At 58.3% G+C, this 446-nt stretch carries 1 pseudogene; it reads right to left on the bottom strand.

Going from position 1 to position 446, the window contains the following annotated elements:
• A pseudogene (locus tag HMPREF2924_RS07595) lies at positions 1-381 on the bottom strand (transposase); the annotation flags it as partial.
• Positions 382-446 lie beyond the last annotated feature (65 nt).

Raw genomic sequence — 446 nt, 5'->3', positions numbered from 1 at the left:
AGTAGCAAGACCGCGCCACATCGAAAGCTGAACAGACCACTTCCACCGACTCCTGCTCACTCAACTGGTCTATCAGCGCGTACGATCGAGTTCGTCCGACATCAAGAGAGCGGTAGCCTTTTTTAATATCGCTTTCTCCCGCTCCAACCGGTTGATCCGGGCTTCCAGCTCCTGGATCTTTTGCTGCTCAGGCGTCAACGCCTTGCTCTTCGGGGTCACACCCTGGCGCTCCGCCTCGAGCTGCTTCACCCAACGGCGCAAGGCCGAATCCACCACCCCCAGCGAACGGCAGGCGTCGATATGGCTGTAGCCTTGGTCCAACACCAGGGCCGCGGCCTCTCGTTTGAACTCGGCGGAAAACGTACGTCGTTGCTTGCTCATCAGACACCTCTCTCACGGCGAGGATTCTCGCCTAAATCGGTGTCCGGGATCAGTAGACCACTACA

This window comes from Pseudomonas sp. HMSC063H08 (assembly GCF_001813645.1).
Classification (GTDB): domain Bacteria; phylum Pseudomonadota; class Gammaproteobacteria; order Pseudomonadales; family Pseudomonadaceae; genus Pseudomonas; species Pseudomonas aeruginosa.
The sequence above is the reverse complement of the archived record's forward strand: the minus strand, read 5'-3'. Positions and strand labels throughout refer to the sequence as shown.